The sequence below is a fragment of the Gilliamella sp. ESL0443 genome (genome assembly GCF_019469165.1).
In the GTDB taxonomy this organism is placed as follows: domain Bacteria; phylum Pseudomonadota; class Gammaproteobacteria; order Enterobacterales; family Orbaceae; genus Gilliamella; species Gilliamella apicola_E.
In genome coordinates, this window is the sequence record NZ_CP048263.1 from 318,957 (window position 1) to 336,024 (window position 17,068).

10 protein-coding genes are annotated in these 17,068 nt (G+C 34.8%); 3 read left to right on the top strand and 7 right to left on the bottom strand.

From position 1 onward, the window contains the following. Positions 1-130: 130 nt before the first annotated feature. On the bottom strand, positions 131-1,534 hold the full coding sequence (locus GYM76_RS01520) for a hypothetical protein (protein ID WP_220225653.1): 1,404 nt from the start codon (positions 1,532-1,534) through the stop codon (positions 131-133). A gap of 279 nt (positions 1,535-1,813) precedes the next feature. Between GYM76_RS01520 and GYM76_RS01525 the strand changes: the two genes are divergently transcribed. Next, positions 1,814-2,800 carry a LacI family DNA-binding transcriptional regulator gene (locus tag GYM76_RS01525; RefSeq protein WP_065734732.1) on the top strand — a complete coding sequence of 329 codons (987 nt, stop codon included), beginning with the start codon at positions 1,814-1,816 and terminating at the stop codon, positions 2,798-2,800. A 444-nt stretch (positions 2,801-3,244) separates the two neighbouring features. Beyond that, positions 3,245-4,141, top strand: a complete 897-nt coding sequence (locus GYM76_RS01530) for a DMT family transporter (RefSeq protein WP_220225654.1) — start codon at positions 3,245-3,247, stop codon at positions 4,139-4,141. A 54-nt stretch (positions 4,142-4,195) separates the two neighbouring features. Here GYM76_RS01530 and GYM76_RS01535 read toward each other — a convergent pair whose 3' ends face one another. Further along, entirely contained in the window at positions 4,196-5,476 is a 1,281-nt protein-coding gene (locus GYM76_RS01535) for a virulence factor family protein (protein WP_220225655.1), read from the bottom strand. Position 5,477: 1 nt separating this feature from the next. After that, positions 5,478-8,081 carry a bifunctional lysylphosphatidylglycerol flippase/synthetase MprF gene (gene mprF / locus GYM76_RS01540; RefSeq protein ID WP_220225656.1) on the bottom strand — a complete coding sequence of 868 codons (2,604 nt, stop codon included), beginning with the start codon at positions 8,079-8,081 and terminating at the stop codon, positions 5,478-5,480. Between the two features lie 337 nt (positions 8,082-8,418). On the opposite strand from mprF, the gene GYM76_RS01545 reads away from it, so the two are divergent. Next, positions 8,419-9,075 (top strand): HD domain-containing protein, encoded by a 657-nt coding sequence (locus tag GYM76_RS01545; protein WP_220225657.1) that lies wholly within the window; start codon positions 8,419-8,421, stop codon positions 9,073-9,075. Between the two features lie 23 nt (positions 9,076-9,098). On the opposite strand, the gene GYM76_RS01550 is transcribed toward GYM76_RS01545, so the two are convergent. The 4 genes from GYM76_RS01550 to nrdA form a co-directional block, all read right to left on the bottom strand. Further along, positions 9,099-10,022 (bottom strand): AEC family transporter, encoded by a 924-nt coding sequence (locus GYM76_RS01550; RefSeq protein ID WP_220225658.1) that lies wholly within the window; start codon positions 10,020-10,022, stop codon positions 9,099-9,101. A 19-nt stretch (positions 10,023-10,041) separates the two neighbouring features. Then, positions 10,042-12,726 (bottom strand): bifunctional uridylyltransferase/uridylyl-removing protein GlnD, encoded by a 2,685-nt coding sequence (gene glnD, locus GYM76_RS01555; RefSeq protein ID WP_220225659.1) that lies wholly within the window; start codon positions 12,724-12,726, stop codon positions 10,042-10,044. A 437-nt stretch (positions 12,727-13,163) separates the two neighbouring features. Continuing rightward, a complete protein-coding gene (gene nrdB, locus GYM76_RS01560) occupies positions 13,164-14,294 on the bottom strand; it encodes a class Ia ribonucleoside-diphosphate reductase subunit beta (RefSeq protein ID WP_065563756.1) in 1,131 nt (376 codons plus the stop codon). Positions 14,295-14,411: 117 nt separating this feature from the next. Beyond that, positions 14,412-16,697, bottom strand: a complete 2,286-nt coding sequence (gene nrdA / locus GYM76_RS01565) for a class 1a ribonucleoside-diphosphate reductase subunit alpha (protein WP_220225660.1) — start codon at positions 16,695-16,697, stop codon at positions 14,412-14,414. Positions 16,698-17,068 lie beyond the last annotated feature (371 nt).

Consider the following 17,068-nt stretch of genomic DNA (forward strand, 5'->3'; position numbering starts at 1 on the left):
TGAATTTTCCATATTTAAATTACTGAAGATAATCGCCTATCTAAATTAAGGCTTTGATCATAAATAGTTGATGAAAGCCTTGATCATGATGATCATCTAACCTGATAGCTAAGTGACCTGATAGGCACGATTACCATTTTTCTGGAAAACATCCTTCATTTGAAAAAGAATTATTTTTACAGCTTAAAGTTCCATCACTGACGGCGATTGCCAAGCTATTTCCTAATTGATCATAACCACGAACATTTAGCGCAGTACCATCTATGTATAAAGTAAATAGCGTATCATCAGCGATAATCTGTAACTCATATTCACGATCCGCTTCAAGATGAATAGGGCGCTCTAAACCTTTATTCATCACGCGATACCAAGGATAACAAGGGGTTTTATCGAAAGTTAATCGGTTATCAACAAGCGAAAAAATAAAATCATATGATTCGCCAGTATGTTTATCTTTCATCAAACGGATGGAAAAATCTCGAGTACCTTTACTGAATTTAACTGTCGTTGAAAAACGGAATGTTTTGCCTGTATTTTCAATTAATAATTGTTCTTGACGTGCGTAAGGAGAATTAATTGAAAAATCATCAATTTTTTGGGGATGAATAAAAGCATTCCATAAACTATCCACTACTTTTACACCAAGTGTATGATCAGCTTTTTGATAAACTTCATGAGGTACAAAAGTTCCTGCCCATTGGAAATTTTTTAAATCATCATTATCTTCTTTAGTTGGTACCCAACCAAAAAGAATACGACGTTTACCGTCAAAGGCGGTTCTTGCTGCATAGTAAGCTCGCCCATCAAAAGCATCGTCGTCAGGGGTGATCCATGGACCTTCTAAAGATTGGCTCATGACGTAGCGAGTTTTACTTTGATCGCTATATTCGGTATAAATCAAATACCACCAATTTCCAATTTTGAATAAGTCAGGCATTTCAATCATGGTATATTTACCCGCTACCCAAAAATCACCTTGGAATTGCCAATTTTTTAAATCTTTTGATGTAAAAGCAACAACTCGACCCGATTGTTCTGTTTTCGGTCCTTTTAATCTTGCGCCTAGAATCAATAAATATTCTTGCTTTTCATCATTCCAAATTACCCAGGGATCTCGCCAATCACTAATGTCATAACCAGGTTGTGGTGTTAGTGTTATAAGTTGCGAGGATTTATGCCATGTTTTAAAATCGTCGCTCCAAGCATGTAATAATACTTGTGATGTTTTTCCCTCTTTCTCCCAATTGCGGTTGTAACCTGTATAAAAAGCATGTCCTTTACCTTCTGCTTCGAAGACACATCCAGCATAGATAAATTGATCGACATCTTGTTCACCACCTTTTTTAATAGAATCTCCCAAATTTTGGTAATTAACAAAATCAGTCGTAGTGGCAAGTGACCATCCAAACGGTTCACCAAAAGGGCAAGGGTTGCGATTGTCGCGTTGATCATAAAGATAAAAAACCCCGTTTTTTCCAAATGGCATAATATCGCCAACCCAGTAGCCTTTTGGTTGATAATGTAATTTTTGCATTTTTTACTCCTTTTATTTATATGTGAATAAATGACATTTCTTTGTCATTCACTTTTGAAATAATTTATTTCATTTCATGTCAACCGCGTTCATGTGTCAACCGCGTCCACAATTAGAATGCTAAATTTGTGAGGGATATCACTTATTCCGAAGTGATTTTGTGATGAATATCACTAAAAAATTTGATCTTAAAATTACAAATCAACTGAATGATTTACGTCATTATAAAAAGCATTATAATTATCTCGTTATAATATTAATGATAGTTAAAGGATGATTATGAAATTAAGCAGAGATGATGTTGCTAAACTAGCGGGTGTTTCCGCTACTACTGTTTCACGGGTATTAAATAATCGTGGATATATTAGTGCAACAACTCGTCAACGTGTGCAAGAAGCAATGGAAACGTTAGGATACTATCCTAATGAATTAGCACGTTCATTATCAAATAATAAAAGTAATTTAATAGGCTTGATTTTTCCAAGTTTAACTAATCCATTCCAAATGGAATTAATCAGTTATTTAGAAAGAATATTATCTCGCCAAGGTTATAAAATATTAATTTGCAACAGTCATCATAATCAAGAAGAGGAAAAAAATTTTTTATCGATGCTAAGGCGTCATCAGGTTGAAGGAGTCATAGTTAACTCTATGAATGAAAATTTAGCTGATTACTTAATACCCGATCTGAATATCGTCTCAATAGATCGAAAAATAAATGAAAAAATACCTGTTATTTCATGTGACAACTATGCTGGAGGACTTCTAGCTAGCCAACATTTAATAAAAAATGGTTGTAAGAAAATTCTTTATATTGGTTCGATTACAAATGATAAACAAGTTGATATGGATGCTAATAAACGGTATCAAGCTTACAAAGATAGCATTCAAGTTGCAGGTCTTAAGTCAATTACACTTGATATGGATTTTTCAATTAGTTATGAAGAAAAATATCAGTTAATTAAAAAACGGTTACAGTCCCAAACTATTGATGGAGTATTAGCTGATGATTCATCAGCGATTGCAACAATTAATGCTGCGCGAGATTGTGGATTATCTTTACCTTCGCAATTACAAGTAGTTGGATTTGATGGTGCTGAATTAACTCTACAACATATGCCGTTTTTAACTACAATCCGTCAACCAATTCTACAAATTGCCCAAAATGCAGTATCGATACTGTTAGCAATGATTAATGGTGAACCCTATCAAAGCATAACTAATTTACCAATTAGCTTGTATCAAGGTTATGATAATTCATTTTAAGTGATTTTATATATAAAAAAATCAACAAATAAATATTTATAAATCAATTGCATACAATAATTTATATAAAAACTTTAAATTTTTTTGAAATTATTTGGAACTTTTTATGATTTAGTCTGTCTATATATTCAGATTACGTTAATTCATTTTTTGCCTTCCACTCAATTTTTGAGTGGATTTTTTTTATCTACTGCTTTTACAAATTCAATTGCACGCTTTTCTAATATTCAAATAATCTGCATAAATAATTGATGTATGGAAACATATTGAAAAAAGATTAGCAGCAAGTTAATCTAGCCGATCTTAAATTTCTATTAAAATAGTGATATTTTTATCATGATCAAGCCTTTTTCCTATATTTTTATTTTTTGTATGTCCAATCTGACAACCAAATGATAGGGAAATGATTAACATATAAATAGTAGATGGAGAGTAAGAACTTAAATGTTATTTTCATTGAGGACAAGAGGGCATCTGATTGCTTTGATGACAGTGTTTCTCTGGGGAACTACTTTCATTGCCACTAAAGTATTGTTAATCGATTTTAAACCTATTGAAATCTTATTTTACCGGTTTGGGTTGGGTTATTTAACGCTTTGGATTTTAGCGCCACGGATCTTTGCTTGGCAAGGTTTAAAACAAGAGTTGATGTTTTTGTGTGCCGGGTTTTGTGGTGTAACCTGCTATTTTTTATGTGAGAATATTGCCTTAACTTATACCACTGCCTCAAATGTAGGTGTGATTACCACATTAGCACCTGTGTTTACCGCACTTTTATCAATCTTCTTTTTAAAAACTGAACGGCCAGCTAAGCGATTTTATATCGGGTGTTTGTTTGCAATCTTCGGCGTTGGATTAATAAGTTTGAATGGTAAATTTGTACTGTCACTTAATCCATTGGGTGATCTGCTTGCGGTAGGTGCCTGCTTGTTTTGGGCATGTTATTCAATTTTGACTAAAAAATGCAGTCATTATGGATACAATACGATTTTATTAACACGACGCTTCTTTTTTTATGGTTTAGTGATGATGTTGCCAGCGTTGTATCTGTTTGATTTCAAATGGGGACTGGATCGCTTCACGCACACGGCTAATCTTTTTAATATTCTATTCTTAGGCGTAGGGGCTTCGGCTATCTGTTTTGCTTCCTGGAATTATGCGGTGAAATTAGTTGGTGCAGTAAAAATTAGTATTTATTTGTATTTAGTTCCAATTTTAACCATTATTGCTGCAGTCGTTATTTTAAATGAGCCTTTTACTTGGATCGCGGCTATCGGTACGTTATCAACCCTCATTGGGGTATTGTTATCAGAAGGAAAAATCAGAATCAGCAAGCATTGATCTTATAAATCAGGTGAATCACTAAAAGGGGCTATTGCCCCTTTTTTGCTTATTTTAAGGTGTTATGCGTTTATCGATCGCTTCCATAATGATTTGACCGAGATGCGTATAGTTTTCATCAAAATGGTGACCACCAGGTAATTTATAAGCCTCTCCTTTCATCTCTGGTTGTAGACAACCGGTATCTTCTTTTTCTTCTTCGCCATAGATGCAAAATAATTTATTTGCTGGAATCTGATTTACTTCCGGCGCGGTTTTCATTTCATCGCCAGATTGACCAAGCCAGCCACTGACTTCTATTTCGAAATTAGCGTCTTTTGAAAAGGCAATCATAATTAAAGCTTGTACACTTTCTTGATCGTCTTTGGATAATCGATTGTATAGTGCAGGTAAGATATCACCACCAAATGAATAGCCAGCTAAAATAAATTTATTAACGCCCCATTTATCCCGATATTCTTGCATTAAATGAGTAAGATCTTTAGCACTACGTTCAACGGAACGATGTTGCCAAAATAGTTTTAGTGCATCGACACCAACGACAGAATAACCATGAGAAGCCATATACTCTGCCGAAACCTTGTCTAAATCTCGCCAACCGCCATCACCTGAATAATAAAAAGTAACACTATTGGGATGCGATTGTTTACCTTTAGCGGGTAATTCTATTACTGGTAATGGTTCATGCTCACCAAATAAAATAGATGGTAAATGTAAACTTAATAGTTCAATTGGTGATGCTTGATATTCGCCAATTTTGGTGGTTACTTTAATCTGCTTTTGTTGTCGAGGAAAAATGGCAACTTGTTCATCTGGTGGATTATTCCAAATTACTTGCCATTCTCCATGGTTTGCCTGAGCGGGTAAAGGTGCATCACAATCTTTATGATCTAATGTAAATTCAATCGATAAAGCTTTGGCATCATCATTTTGTTGGGTTAACCACCGATAAGCAAAGGCGGCACCTTCTTGCATACCAGCAACAACAAATTTATCTTCATTTAAGACTTTCTGTGCTTCCTCAAAACGAGTTTGCTGTTTTTCACAACTTCCTTGCGGTTCTAATTCAAACTGTACTAATTTAGCACCTGTTGATTCAGATAAACTTAATAATTGATCAGCCGTAAAATGATTATCTTTAGTGGCAACAATTATAGCAGCAGCCTCAGCTGATTGTTTTGGGGTAGCCGATAAGATAGAAAAGTTTTGATTAATGGCTATGGTATTTACAGAAGCGGTTCGTTGGTTTTTATAAAAATACCAACCTACGACTATGCAAACTGCAATGAATACTAAAATCATAAAGAATAAAATATAACGTATGATATTTTTCATCTTATTTGTTCTTATTGTGAGTTAAATTCGTTTTACCGCCAGAAATTAACATAGTGGTGTCAATCAAGGCGACCAAAGGATCAAGTCCATTGGGAACCGCCATATAACGTGGTTCCCAATGAGTAGCAAATTTTTCTTTAAAGCGACGTAAACCTTGGAAGTTATAAAAACGTCCACCACGTCGAAAAACTAACGCCCCTAAGCGTTGGATCATTGGCGCACCACGTCGCCTTTGCATACCCGCAAGCGGGACCATCCCTAAACTAAAGTACTGATAGCCTTTTTCCTGATAATGTAGAATCAATCCTACCATCAAAAATTCCATAGTGGATTTAGGAATATCTTGTAAAACTCGCATTAAATCAATGGTTGCACTGTAGTTTTGATTGGTTTCAAGTAAATTCACAAAAGCAATAATTTTGCCTTGGTATTCAATAACAGCAATGGTGAAATTATCTAAATAAGATTTCGAAAAAGCGCCTAACGAAAATTTCTTTTCTTTTGAGTGTTTATTTTTTAACCATGCATCCGAGACTATTTTTAGCTCATCAAGCGGTGCAGTACCTGGTGGATAAAATTTTAAACTAAGTCCATCACGTTGCCCGCGATTCCAAGTATATCGAAGATCTTTATAACCTTTTGATGTTAAATCAAATTCATTTAAATTAACTAACGCTTCTTCACCAAGTTTGACCACTCTAAGCCCTATATCCATATAGAATGGTAAATTGTTTGCTCTAACTTGGTAAAAAACTGGGCGTAAATGGTGTTGATCACAAAGATCCCTAAATTCCCATATTAAATCTGCGCGCGCACTATCATTACCAATCGGATCATAAAGCGCAACCATACTTCTTCCTCGCCTTGCATACATGATAAAAGCGGTTTTTGATTGATTGAAAAGTAATGATTTATCACCACTCATCACTAATCCGCCTTCAGGTTGCTTCGAGTTGAGGATGATTTGATGGGCTTCGCTCAATTCTTCTTTAGTGGGAATGGTTAAGATGGGTAATGCCGGTTTGAAAGACCAAAATAACATCACACCACTTAATAATATAAAACTCCCTAATGCTGCACGCAAGGCTCGAGGAACACGGCTATCTAATTCAAATTGCCACCATAAATTGTGACTATAAGGAATATCTTGATAAATAAATAAAATTAGCCAAACAAATAGGATAAGTAAGCCAAATGTGATCACAAAGGATTTTAACGAAAAGGGCAAAATACTTAGTCGGCTTTTACGATAAAAGGCGTGTCTAAAATAGAACAATGATATTGCTATCGATAATAAAGTAAAGGCTTCAATCCAATGTAAACCTCTTAATAATGAGCAGATACTACCTAATATCAACAAGATAACGGACAATCCCCAAGCAGAATAAAGTCGGCGACGTAATCCCATCGCTAGTAATAAACATAAAACACCAATTAAGCTGGCAGTTAAATGGGCAAAATTGACGATTTTGTTAGGAATGAAGGTACTGACAAAATGGTGATTGAATCCAGGGATGACACTTGAAAACATCATCACTACGCCAGCAAAGAATACCGAGGTGGCCATAATTGTTGCAGCAATGCCAGTATCGGTTTCTTTTACTTGTGGAACAGAAAGAAAGTTTTTACCTTCATTAATTAACAGCAAAATTCCTGCGGGAATGAGTGGTAATATAATATAAATTAATCGATAAATAACTAAAGCAATAGTTAATGATGCCGCACCAATTTGAGATGAAAAAGCGGCTAATATAATTGCTTCAAATATACCAACACCACCCGGAACATGACTAAGCACCCCTGCTACTAAAGCGAGAATATAAATCATGATAAAAACAATAAAATTTGGCTTATTCGGTAATAAGAAATAGAGGATCGCACCAGCTAAAATAGCATCTAGTAAGGTAATTAAAAATTGACTACTAGCTAAACGCCAGTTAGGTAAACGGATTTTCCAATGAAAAAATTGGTATAAACGCGTATCTTTATTTGGTTTTTCAGACAATCGATGAGCATATAAAAATAATAATACACCGGCATAAATGATAAATACTGCACTACATATTAACTCGATACTGATTACTGAAGTATGTAGTGCTATCGTGGTCTTTTCAATATGAATTAGTGCCGCGATTGATGCTAATAACGGTAAGGTAAAGCCTAATGAAAGAGTAACAAAAATTGACATCCTTGCTACATCTATAGTGGTTAATCCATATTTGAAATAGAGCCGACAACGAATGGCCCCACCTGATAATGCTGATAATCCTACAGCATTACCAATCGCCGAAGCACAAATACCGCCGACCGCAATTGTTGATAATTTTAGCTCAACGCCTGCATAACGTGCAGCTGACCATTCATAGCAGATAAGCATAATATAACTAGCTATTGCTGATAAACACGAAAGTAAAATTGCATGGTAAGGAAGTTGCTGTAGAGCTGACTTTAAATCGTTAATATTGATGGTTTTTAATAAATGCCAACACACTACCAGTGCAATACAAAAAATAGATAGTCCAAATAGTAGAGCGATGAATTGACGATATCGAGTGAAGCATTCTATAAGTTGCCATGGCAAAACTTTACGTGTTGATATTTTCACTTAATCAACTCCAGTTAGTTGCACTGATTATGAATTTTGATTAGCGCATTCTACCTCTCGGAATTAGTGAAAACAATCGAAAGAAATTAAAAAAAATATAAAAAAAACATTAAATACTAGGCATTTTTTAGTAAATGAAGCCAAACAGTCATTAATTATGATACCAATTTAGGATTAATGATTTTTTTTAATTGATTTTATTTGTTTTTTATAATTAATTTCTTTGTCAAAATTATTAATTAAAAGGATAAATAGCGGTTGAGTTTTAACTGCGGTAATATAAACAATATTCAGGTTTTAATAAAATCTTACACTAAATTTTAATAAGCATAATAAAATGACTATATCACCCCAAACCACTCTTAATAACGTTAAAATGTATGTAAAGCAAAAGCTCTCCCATGATTTTTCTGGTCATGATATGGCGCATATTGAGCGAGTGGTTAAATTAGCCCAAAAAATTCTTAACCACCAGCCACAAGCAAATGCTTTTATTGTGTTGATGAGTGCTTATTTACATGATGTTATTGATGAAAAAGTTACGGAAGATGTTGATAGTGCCATAATTGAATTAAAAGAGTATTTACGCAGTTTGAAATTAACATCAGCCGAAATTAGCGCTATTTTCGATATTATTGAAAATATGTCCTATCGAAAAAATCTTTCACAAAAAGCCACATTATCGCTCGAAGGGCAAATTGTTCAAGACGCGGATCGCCTTGATGCAATTGGAGCTATTGGCATTGGGCGCACTTTTTATTATGGTGGTAATAAACACAATATCATGCATGATCCCAATGTCCCACCTCGAATTAAACTTGATGAAAACAATTATAAACAGACCAATACAGTAATTAATCACTTCTATGAAAAATTATTTTTACTTAAAGATATGATGAATACTGACACCGCTAAACAAATGGCCGAACAGCGCCATGAAATATTGGTTAAATTTGTCAATCAATTTGAACAAGAATGGCTTGGCATCGATTGATTTTATCCATCTATTATTTTTATTTAGATAGGTATTGGCGCACCAATTATTGAAAGAACAATAGGTAATGTAATTAAACTTAACAAAGTACTCACCAAGGTTGCACTAGATACCAGTTCAGGATGAGTATCAAATTGTACTGACATTAAGGTCGTATTGGCTGCACTTGGCATTGCGGCTAAAACGATAAGAATTTGTTTATACATGGGTGACAGTGGCATAAAATAAACCATCGCAAAAGCCACTATTGGTGATATAACCATTCTTGCAGTTAAAGCAAATGAGAGCTTTGGGTAATCAAGTTGGGTAATTTTTATTTTAGCCAGCTGCATTCCGAGAATAATCATAATGATGACAATAGATGAGTCACCGATCATTCCAATTGAAGTCATAATAGATTTTGAAAGTGGAATGTGACAAAGCTGGAAAATAATTCCGGCAAAAGCACCATAGGCAACTGGCATTCTAATCACTTTTTTTATTACATCTTTTTGACTCACAATATCACTATGTGTACTGCCTTTAGCCGCATAATAAATACCAACGGTGCTCATAACAAATTGTTGTAACACCATCATAATGACACCTAAATCGAATCCAAGCGATCCAAAAAACACCAGTAATACTGGGGTGCCATAATTACCATTGTTCATAAAGCATGAACTTAAAATCAACGCACAACGCTCTTTTACCGAATAGCGCATAGCAATTGACCACATGCTGACAATAAATACCAAAGAAAAGCAGAGTCCAAAGATATAGGCAATATAGATAAAATAGTCACTGGTTAAGGTATGTGTGTAAAACGTTTTAAAAGCCAAAAAAGGTGAAAGCACATACAGCGACATTTTGGAAAGATTGGCGACATCAAACTTCAGAACTTTTTGGGCAATAAATCCTACAATAAAAATAGAAAAAATAGGAAATAAAATAATAAAAAATTGCATTGTGTTAACTTTTCGATAATTAGTTTATTGAATCTATAGCCAATACTATCGATTCGCGTAGTTTTTGACAGGTGTTATCATCAAGGGCTTTATTGTGTTTATCTGTTAGAATAAACAGATCTTCAATATGCTCACCAATTGTCGCTATTTTAGCACTACTCAACGATAAGTCTAACTTTGCAAAGACTTCACCAACACAAGCAAGTAATCCCGGTTTATCAAGTGCGATTAATTCCATATAAGTATCGTTAATTGAAGAGACAAAGTTAACTTGAGTCGGAACAGAAAATGATCGTAATCTTTGTTTAGTCGGCTTAATCGTCACACCTTTATAAACTGATTGATGAAGAACTTTATTTAAAGTTTGAATGATATCCTGATGGCGATTTTCAGGCACCACTTGCCCATTAGGTTCTAGTACAATAAAAGTATCAAGCGCAAATCCATTTTTATTGGTAATAATTAAAGCATCATGAATACTTAAATTTAGCATACTTAAAGCATTACATGCCGCTGCAAATAGGAAAGGTCTATCTGATGAGTAGATAATTATTTCCGTACCACCATGATAAGGATTTGGATTAATTGAAACGAGTGTTTGATTCAATTCATGGTTCAAAAGAAGCTGTACATGCCAAGCAATCTGTTCAGCGGTATATCGCAAAAAGTAGTCAACACGATAGCTTTGCCAAAAATGTTTAATGGATTGTTCATCGTAATTTTGTGCAAGCAATTGAGCTAATGCTTGCTGTTTATGTTGACGTGCAATACTGCGTTGTTCTGGTATTTGATGAATGCCAGAATCAAGCGAGCGCTTCGCTGTTAGATAAAGCTCACGCATCAAGCTCTGTTTCCAGCTATTCCACAAGGTTTCATTGGTTGCACAAACATCGGCAACCGTTAAACAAAGCAAATATTGTAATCGTCGTTTGCTTTTAACCAGTTGAACAAATTCACGAATAACTTCCGGATCTTGCAGATCACGGTTTTGGGCTGTTACTGACATCAATAAATGATAACGAACTAACCAGACAATCAAATCAGTATCTTTCGCATCTAATTCATGTAATTGACAGAAAGATTCCACTAATTTTGCGCCAATTTCCGAATGATCGCCATGCCGTCCTTTGCCAATATCATGAAATAATCCGGTAATAATAAGCAATTCAGGTTTTGATAATTTAGCCAATGCCATTGAACTATTTGGATGTTTTTGTTTGCCATCTTCTGAACGTAAAAGATCCAGTTCTAACAATAAACGGATAGTATGTTCATCTACGGTATAAGCATGAAATAAATCAAACTGCATCATTCCTGAAATCTGTTGCCAACCGGGAATATAAACCGCCAGAATACCATATTGATGCATGGGTAAAATGGCTTTTTTGATTGCATCAGGATGTTTGATGATCTTCATAAACAACGTTCTTGCCTCTGGCTTTTCACATAATAAATACGTGAGTTTTCGCCTTGCAGAACGGAGTTGTCTAATGGTATTAGAGTAAAGTCCGGTAATTTGAGGATTAAGTAAAAGCGTATAGAACAGCTTAAGAATCGTTACCGGATCATCAGTAAAAACACTATTATGTTTAACATCAATAAGGTTATCTCTACTTTGGAAATGCTCATCGATATCATAAGTTTTATATTGTGAGTAACTTTTCAATATTGATTCATCAAATAACTGTAAGAGCATTTGATTGAGTTCAGTAATATTATGTGCTACCCGATAATAATCATGCATCATGTTTTCAACCGGGGCATTTCCTTCTCCACTATAACCTAACATTTTAGCGATGCTTAACTGGCGATCGAATAGTAGGCGGTTGTCATAGCGGTTAATAACACAATGCAGGGCAAAACGCATCCGCCATAAAAATTTGCGACAGGCTTTGAATTCTTCGACTTCCTCGGGTGTGAGATAATCAAAATGTCCAATTTTTTGCAAAAACTCTCCCCCAAAATGGCGAATAGCTAACCATTGGATAATTTGCATATCACGCAAGCCACCAGGACTATTTTTTAAATCGGGCTCTAAATTATAGGTAGTGCTATGATATTGCTGATGTCTTTCTTGTTGTTCCTTGATTTTTGCGCGATAAAACGCTGGCGAAGGCCAAATTTTATCGCTAAAAATCTGTGTTTGGAGCTCCTTAAGTAATGACTCACTTCCTGCAATCAATCTTGATTCAATTAAGTTTGTCATAATTGTGATATCATTTTTAGCTTCTTGCAGGCAGGTCTTTAATGTTCTGACGCTGTGACCAATATCAAGATGAAGATCCCAAAGTAAACGAACTAGATCACCTATCTGTTTTTCAAGCTCTTTGGTGAGTGAGTTATCACTTAGTATCAAAATATCGATATCAGACAAAGGATGCAGTTCACAACGGCCATAACCACCAACAGCAATAAGTGCAATCCGATTTTTTTTAAATAGCGATGAAATTTGTTCTGGAATTTGATAGTAATGCCATAAACGTTCAAGTAGCTGATCGATAAATTGACTACGCAAATGCACTAAATCATCAATATCAGCATTGTTTTCGAATTGAGTAATCGACCATTGTTGAAACGCATTGAGTTGCTGTTTTATATAAGGAACTGTGATTTGGTTATCACTAAAATTAAGCGGTGAGACAGAATAAAACAAATGCGCATTAGTCATAGTCATCATATCAAATTGAGATAATTCAATTGTCATATCGTCTCCCGATTTTAAAAGAGTGTCAAGTTAGAATACCTTTACTTTTAATTAAAGAGCATTTGAACCTTTTAAAATTGATTTTTGATTTTTTTGTTAAAATAATTGAGGACTGTATACCGTTTGATAATATTTATTAAAGACACATTCACCTAAAAACAAATCCTTTGTTACTCAGAATAAGTATTAATAAATCATGACTTGGTTCATTTCATACTTTATGAATAAGGTAAGTTAATACTTTGTGTAAAAATAATTGAGGAGTCTATACCATTTGCTGATATTTTAGTTAATCTTAAGAATAGGGTAGATAAATTTGGAAGAACTAAATTACTTAAATTTATCAAAATGATAAATGTTTAGTTTGGCACTGATTGCGAATAATTAAACATAGCTTGCACAGTTTTATTTTTTCAATCCATGCAAGCTACTATCAATTATAATTTGAAATCACTTAAATCATCTTCGCTGATTTCTGAGTCAATCTGACCAACAAGATATGAGCTCATTTCTGCTTCTTGTGGTGCGACTTGTACGTTATCGGAAACAAGCCAATTGTTGATCCAAGGGATTGGGTTGGATTTTACTTCAAATGGTAATTTAAGCCCAACAGCTTGCATACGAATATTGGTGATGTATTCAACATATTGGCAAAGGATATCTTTATTTAATCCAATCATTGAACCACCTTCAAATAGGTATTCTGCCCACTCTTTTTCTTGATTGGCTGCTTGTAAGAACAGGTCATAACAATCTTGTTCGCACTCTTTGGCGATCTCGGCCATTTCAGGATCGTCTTCACCACTTCTTAGGGTGTTGATCATAAATTGAGTACCAGTTAAATGAAGCGCTTCATCACGAGCTATCAATTTGATTATTTTTGCATTACCTTCCATTAATTCTCGTTCTGCAAAGGCAAATGAGCAAGCAAAACTTACATAAAAACGAATAGCTTCAAGGGCATTAACGCTCATTAAGCAGAGATAAAGTCGTCTTTTAAGTTCACGCAAGTCGATAGTGACGGTTCGATTATTGATAGTGTGTTTACCTTCACCAAATAGGTTGTAATAACTTGCGTAACTAATTAGGTCATCGTAGTAACCCGCAATATCACCAGCTCTTTTTTGGATTTCTTTATTGGTAACAATATCATCAAACACTACAGAAGGATCATTGACGATGTTGCGGATGATATGCGTATAAGAACGAGAATGGATAGTTTCTGAGAACGACCAAGTCTCTACCCATGTTTCTAGTTCAGGGATAGATATTAGGGGAAGTAAGGCAACATTGGGGCTTCGTCCTTGTATTGAATCAAGCAATGTTTGATATTTTAAATTGCTAATAAAGATATGTTTTTCATGTTCAGGTAAAGCCGCATAATCGATACGATCTTGTGAAACGTCGACTTCTTCTGGGCGCCAAAAGAAAGAAAGTTGTTTTTCTATTAATTTTTCGAACATTTCATATTTTTGCTGATCATAACGAGCAACATTCACCGGTTGACCAAGAAACATTGGTTCTTTAAGTTGATCATTATGGACGTGTGAGAAGGTGCTGTAATTCATACTCATAGTCGAACTCCTAATTTTGTTTACTTTTTCACTAAATATTTGGAAAAAGTAGGAATAGTAAGGATAACTTATCGCTATCCTTCACTTTTGTTATAGTGCTAAACAGGGCCATTAAATTTTACATGCTCCGCCTTCACAACCATCATCACTTGATGTGAGTTCAATATCACCTTGAATATCTTCAGCACCATCACGTGTATTATGATAATAAAGGGTTTTTACACCGTATTTATAAGCTGTTAGTAAATCAGCTAAAAGTTGTTTCATTGGTACTTTGTCATTCGGAAATTTGGTTGGATCGTAATTAGTATTTGCCGAAATTGATTGGTCAATGAACTTCTGCATAATGCCTACTAAATGCAGATAACCTGTATTATTTGGAATTTGCCAAAGTAATTCATATAAATCTTTTAATTTATTATATTCAGGCACAACTTGTTTCAATATGCCATCTTTCGATGCTTTAATGCTGATATAACCACGTGGAGGTTCAATACCGTTAGTGGCATTGGAGATTTGGGATGATGTTTCAGAAGGCATTAATGCTGATAAAGTTGAATTACGTAAACCATGAGTTTTTATTGATTCACGTAAAGACTCCCAATCATAATGTAATGGTTCTTTAGTGATTGTATCGAGATCTTGTTTATAGGTATCAATAGGTAAGATCCCTTGTGAATAAGTCGTCTCATTGAATAGTGGGCATGCGCCTTTTTCTTTGGCTAAGTTATTCGATGCTTTTAATAGATAATATTGCATCGCTTCAAAAGTACGATGCGTTAGATTATTAGCACTACCGTCTGAATATTTAACACCGTGTTTCGCTAAATAATAAGCATAATTAATCACACCAATACCAAGCGTACGGCGATTAAGCGATGCGTTTTTAGCCGCAGGAACAGGATAATCTTGATAATCAAGTAATGCATCAAGGGCTCGAACAGTTAAGTCGGCAAGTTCTTCAAAATCGTCAAGCGATTCGATTTTACCTAAATTGAAGGCAGATAGGGTGCAAAGTGCGATTTCGCCTTTATCGTCATTGACATTATTAAGTGGTTTGGTTGGTAACGCAATTTCCATACATAAATTAGATTGATGTACCGGCGCAAGTTGTGCATTAAACGGACTATGCGTGTTACAGTGATCAACATTTTGTATATAAATTCGACCAGTCGATGCGCGTTCTTGCATTAATAATGAGAAGAGTTCTACTGCTTTTACTACGCGTTTTCTGATATTAACATCTTGTTCATATTGATGATAAAGTGCTTCAAATTTCTCTTGATCGGCGAAAAACGCATCGTAAAGCCCTGGTACATCTGATGGGCTAAATAGTGTAATGTTTTCATTTTTAATGAGGCGTTGATACATTAATTTATTGATTTGTACACCATAATCCAGATGTCGCACACGGTTTTCTTCAACACCACGGTTGTTACGTAATACTAATAAACTTTCAACTTCTAAATGCCAAATTGGATAAAATACGGTAGCCGCGCCACCACGAACACCACCTTGTGAACAAGATTTAACCGCAGTTTGGAAATATTTATAAAATGGGATACAGCCCGTATGGAATGCTTCGCCACCACGAATAGAGCTACCTAATGCCCGAATTCGACCCGCGTTAATACCGATACCAGCTCGTTGAGAAACATATTTTACGATAGCACTTGCGGTGGCATTGATGGAATCTAAACTGTCATCACATTCAATTAGCACACAAGAACTAAATTGACGAGTCGGGGTACGAACACCCGCCATGATTGGCGTGGGTAGTGAGATTTTAAATGTCGAAACGGCATCATAAAAGCGTTTGATATAATCTAGTCGAGTATTTTTAGGGTAATTTGCAAACAGACATGCTGCCACTAAAATATATAGGAATTGGGCGCTTTCATAAATTTCCCCAGTCACTCGATTTTGAACTAAATATTTACCTTCAAGTTGTTTAACCGCTGCATAAGAGAAGTTCATGTCACGCCAGTGATCGATAATTTTATCCATTTGTTCAAACTCTTCTTGGCTATAATCTTCAAGAAGATGTTTGTCATAACGTTCGCTGGCAACAAGTTTTTTTACATGTTCATAAAGCGGTGGTGGAGTAAATTGGTTATAGGCTTTTTTACGTAAATGGAAGATGGCTAAGCGCGCAGCTAAGTATTGGTAATCTGGTGCATCTTGAGAGATGAGATCTGCTGCTGCACGAATGATTGTTTCATGAATGTCGGAAGTGCGAATACCATCATAAAACTGAATATGTGAACGTAATTCAACTTGAGAAACCGATACATTATCTAAACCTTCAGCAGCCCATGTAATGACTTTATGGATTTTGTCTAGGTTTATAGGTTCTTTTTTTCCATCACGTTTTGTGACTAGTATTGATTTATTCATTTTCCATCCATTTTTGTGGTTTTTAATGGTGATTATAATAATTGATATTTATCAAAATATACAATATATAGTGCCTATTAATCATTTTATTACTATATATAGTGTGTTTAATAAGCGGTGATCTTTAATTTATTGACGAAAATCAATGACTACGGGTGATATTTAGAAATATGAACTTTTTTGTCAAAAAAAGGCAATGATAGGTAGTTACTTACCAAATGAGATATTGGGGAATGATAAGATCTACCTATCTATAATTACAACTCGAAATTCATATCATAAATATGAATCTATTTCGTTTATTTAGCTTTATAAGGATATAAAGCATAATAACTGTTAAAGCTATCTCCCAAATATAATTTTAATTAAAT

What these genes read in the sequence shown, in the direction of transcription:
- GYM76_RS01520 (WP_220225653.1), bottom strand. Translation starts at nt 1,534, where the DNA reads ATGCAAAAATTACATTATCAACCAAAAGGCTACTGGGTTGGCGATATT.
- GYM76_RS01525 (WP_065734732.1), top strand. Translation starts at nt 1,814, where the DNA reads ATGAAATTAAGCAGAGATGATGTTGCTAAACTAGCGGGTGTTTCCGCT.
- GYM76_RS01530 (WP_220225654.1), top strand. Translation starts at nt 3,245, where the DNA reads ATGTTATTTTCATTGAGGACAAGAGGGCATCTGATTGCTTTGATGACA.
- GYM76_RS01535 (WP_220225655.1), bottom strand. Translation starts at nt 5,476, where the DNA reads ATGAAAAATATCATACGTTATATTTTATTCTTTATGATTTTAGTATTC.
- GYM76_RS01545 (WP_220225657.1), top strand. Translation starts at nt 8,419, where the DNA reads ATGACTATATCACCCCAAACCACTCTTAATAACGTTAAAATGTATGTA.
- GYM76_RS01550 (WP_220225658.1), bottom strand. Translation starts at nt 10,022, where the DNA reads ATGCAATTTTTTATTATTTTATTTCCTATTTTTTCTATTTTTATTGTA.
- glnD (WP_220225659.1), bottom strand. Translation starts at nt 12,726, where the DNA reads ATGACAATTGAATTATCTCAATTTGATATGATGACTATGACTAATGCG.
- nrdB (WP_065563756.1), bottom strand. Translation starts at nt 14,294, where the DNA reads ATGAATTACAGCACCTTCTCACACGTCCATAATGATCAACTTAAAGAA.
- nrdA (WP_220225660.1), bottom strand. Translation starts at nt 16,697, where the DNA reads ATGAATAAATCAATACTAGTCACAAAACGTGATGGAAAAAAAGAACCT.